Below are 3755 nucleotides of genomic sequence, written 5' to 3'. Positions count from 1 at the left end.
TTGTTCAGCGTCTCCTTAGGTGCAACTTCCCCATCCCCATTTGAGGAATTTTTGATACTGAGACCAAGAGTTGAAAACTTTGAGATCAGCTGTAGGGTTGTCAATATTACCACTTAGCTCCACGAGAAAAACACCATTACCTGTCTGGATGATGCTCTTAGCCGTTTCACTAATAGATCCATAGGATAGAAGGTAGCCAAGAGAAGTAAATCCGATGATGGAGCCTTTGTGAGCGACAGATGCGTTGAGCAAAGGTTCCACTGGAGCGTCAGCAATCATCAGCATAAGAGCGCTTAAATGATGCATCTCGTCATCGAAACCATCGGTGAGTTTTTTGCAAATTTTTAAAACATCAGTCACATGAGATTTGGGGATCTCGTTTTTATGGGCGAACAAGCCATAAGTCGTCAGCAGAACGGTGCCAATGGCAGGCAGATTCTTGGGGTAGTATTTATAGGTTTGCATAGTAACCTCTAAAATTGGAGAGCCTATGGATTTTGAAAAAAGGACTACAACAGCCTCTCTTACACTCATCTTTTGCTGCGCTTTAAAATGGATTACAGGTTTCTAGCTACCATATTTAAAAACTTTTTCACATTTCCAGAAATGTGGGTTTTTAATTGCATATTCAGAGATTTAGTTCAATGATCAGTCAAGCCTGATAGCTATTATTGATCTGTATCAAAAAGTCACTGAATTTATCGATGACTGTGGCTACGATGTAGAAGCCTCAGGACCTGCTGTTTCACTCAGACCAGGACACCCAATATGGGAGCCGACAGTTTCGCCAGCGGCTTTGGCGATACCGCATACGCCAGAGCATGAGTCGCCGAGGTAATTGCTATGACAACTCGCCGATGGAGAGTGTATTCCTCAGTTTGAAAGCTGAGTGGATACCGACTGTGTGGGCTACACGACAGCCCAAGGGGCTCAGCGGGATATCAGTCATTATCTGATGCATCGTTACAACTGGATTCGACCACACCAGTTCAAAGGTGGACTGGCGCCCGCTCAACCTTAACGTCGTGTCCGGGATCAGTTGACCACTACACAGAACGTCGCAATGGCCCCGTTTTTAGACGCCGATGTGGCGTGAGAAAAGCGTTTCACCAGCCTCAACGCCACATCGGCATCACGCAGAGGTGACTTTTGGGGACGATTGCCCTGTATAGAAACTTTGAAATTCCTATACATCAAGCCGCTACAACTTCCACCACTTGCTTTTCTTTTTCTTCTGTTCGACGGGCGGCTCGGGAACTGACCTGACGCTGCTTTCTGCTGGCGCTTGATCCGCTGGGGCAAGACGATCCCTGATGAAGTCGCGGTCTGGCTTGATATCGCTCAGGTCCTTGCCGCCCGCGTAATCGAACATGCCGTCGATCACCCTATGAGCCAACACCTCTATACCGGTCAGCACATGATCGCCGCAAGAATAACCGTCCGGCTGTATGGCGGTGGGCATTTTATAGACTTGCGAAGCATCAAGGCCCAGGCGCCAGGCTGCCATTTGGGCATGCCAGTGCTGATGTGGATGCGGAGTTCCCATGGAATCGTAATGGTAGGCTGCAGGCGAGTGGTTATCTCGACGGTCGACGACGAGAAGCGACCAATGGACGTTATCTCGGTTGATGGGCATGAACGCGATGGGTGGGGCAGGGTTGACTGCGTCTCCGACTAGACGGCGCAACGCAACGTTTCTCTGTGCTTCATCCTCGGAGTTCAGCATAGTGACTATTTGCGAGTCGGCAAAGTGGAGTAAATGGGCATTGGACTCCTCTTGCAATCGGCGAGCTAGGTCGTTGGTGTAGGCGTGCAAATGTCCGTCTAGCAGCCACGAAGTCTCAGTCACTTGAGGCAGCTCGGGGTCTTCGACGTCCTGGGGAAACGGCAGATTGTCCACATCGATCCTCTCGGGACTCATGGGGGGCAGGGCCGAGTGCTCCATTGTAGCCTGAGTGCCATAGTCCCCATAGGTGCTCCACGGCTGCTCTTGCTGGGGCGTATTGAGGTCGAATTCGCGGCCGTAATCACTCAGGGAGGAGAGTCCGTTGAAGGTCGAAGCTGGACTTTGAGGGGGGTATTGCGGCGTATCTGGATTCCAGCCCCAGCCTGACCACTCTGAATTTGGCAACGTAAAAGAGGAGTGACTAGGTTCTTGTACCGCTTCTACTGAGAAGGGTGGAAATATTTCACGCAATTTCATTAGCAGGGTTACAACCGTTTTGGCATTAGAAGAGCTTTTGTTGTGCGTCCATAAATCCCTATACGTATCCAACTCTGGATCGTGAAGAAGAGTTGACAAGCTTCCTTTTCCCTCCTCCTTAAGCCACGCGCTGAATGAGCGTAGTACAGACGCGTACTTGTCAACGCTCGTTCTTCCATGAGGATCACGATTCGTTTTTTTTCCGGCTTTACTATTTTTTATTACCAAGGCATCGTTAGCAATTTTTTGGTAGTGCGAGATTAACGTTTGGTCCTCGTCTGGGATATTACGGGTATCACGTTGCTTCTTTAGGCGAACTTTACTACCAAGGTCATAGTTTCGCATGTGTTGCAACGCCGCGCTACATTGGTGACGGCCTGGCAAACAGCTGAACTTCAGCACATCTCCCGTCAATTCATGGGAATGGAGATAGTCCGGATCACACAGCCCCGGCTTTTCTTGTGCTGCGAGCCAATGACTGAGCGCGCGCAAAGTTGATCTATATGAGGAAGTAGTCTGGTTTTCGTCGGAAAACACTTGATCGATTAACCATTCGTCTAAATCTGAACTTTTTGTTTTGAAAGGCAGAATAGCACTAACCCCGTGTTTGTTAGATTCAATACGTCGTAAGTGACCTATAATTGCCAGCGTATCACTGCGATTGTTTTGAAACGCATACTGTTTTAAATCGCTTTCAAGACTATCAGAGAATAAACGTGCGTTAATCGCTGGCATGTGCTGTCGCTGAAGATAGTCACTAATAGAGATCAACTGATTTTTATAAAAGTCCACGGTGTTAGAGTTGCTACCACCTAGCAGAGCACCCTCGCAAAATCTTTCAATGAGTGCTATATCCTCACAATAGGGGACTTTTCTAGAGCTGTATCGATACTCAGTATCCTCAAGGTGATCTGGAACAAATTGAACCTCCGTTACATATCTTGTCTCAGACTTTTTTGAAAAGCGGCGCTCAACCTGCGTTTGTAGTTCTGCTTGATCTACGAGCCGCCTGCCCTGAGACTCAGCTTGCTGAATAGAATATCGCTGTCTTTGCGGCAGGTCGTGCGCGCCCCCCCCATCGGGTTGGACTGAGGATGTTGTATCAGAAGAAAGAAACTCATGAAGTTTACTTTGCGTTTCCTGGAGTCTCTGATAAGCGTCCAAGCTTTTGCTCCAGTTATTAAAATTCCACATATATTCCTCCTAGTTGATGGCAATTCTGTCAGAAAATCTCTCTGAGATGTTAAAATAATTTTGTATTATTCTTGCTGTGATACCCATATACTTTTCTGTATTGGGGTTTTCCGTAATTTTAGCGCCGATACTGGTTTGCCATTAGAAAGCCATAAATAATAATCAACAGGTTGATTTGAATTTTAATATTTGCATCTCTTAAGCAAGACAATCATTAGTAGGCCTCTCCAGCGATTAGGTTCCACCAGCAGTGGGCCAGTTTTTCTCGCTATTGACTTGGATCAAAAAAACCGAAAAAAGAGGTTGCAGGAGGGCAAGGAACAATGGAACGGCCAACCGACTTAGGGAGACGCTGAAC

At 47.4% G+C, this 3755-nt stretch carries 2 protein-coding genes and 1 pseudogene; 1 reads left to right on the top strand and 2 read right to left on the bottom strand.

All coding sequences use genetic code 11. The features are described 5' to 3' along the window. Nucleotides 1-15 precede the first annotated feature (15 nt). The gene (locus tag ALO64_RS00495) at nucleotides 16-465 is read right to left on the bottom strand and encodes a hypothetical protein (RefSeq protein WP_044324991.1); all 450 of its coding nucleotides are present in this window, start codon (nucleotides 463-465) and stop codon (nucleotides 16-18) included. A gap of 260 nt (nucleotides 466-725) precedes the next feature. On the opposite strand from ALO64_RS00495, the pseudogene ALO64_RS23565 reads away from it, so the two are divergent. Continuing rightward, nucleotides 726-1043: pseudogene (locus ALO64_RS23565) on the top strand (integrase core domain-containing protein); the annotation flags it as partial. A gap of 158 nt (nucleotides 1044-1201) precedes the next feature. Here ALO64_RS23565 and ALO64_RS25810 read toward each other — a convergent pair. Then, nucleotides 1202-3397 (bottom strand): C48 family peptidase, encoded by a 2196-nt coding sequence (locus ALO64_RS25810; RefSeq protein ID WP_200893703.1) that lies wholly within the window; start codon nucleotides 3395-3397, stop codon nucleotides 1202-1204. Nucleotides 3398-3755: the final 358 nt, after the last annotated feature.

It is taken from the genome of Pseudomonas meliae, assembly GCF_001400515.1.
Taxonomy (GTDB): domain Bacteria; phylum Pseudomonadota; class Gammaproteobacteria; order Pseudomonadales; family Pseudomonadaceae; genus Aquipseudomonas; species Aquipseudomonas amygdali.
This window is presented reverse-complemented; position numbering and strand designations above follow the sequence as displayed.

Coding starts and splice junctions, on each gene's coding strand:
- ALO64_RS00495 (WP_044324991.1), bottom strand. CDS start 465: ATGCAAACCTATAAATACTACCCCAAGAATCTGCCTGCCATTGGCACC.
- ALO64_RS25810 (WP_200893703.1), bottom strand. CDS start 3,397: ATGTGGAATTTTAATAACTGGAGCAAAAGCTTGGACGCTTATCAGAGA.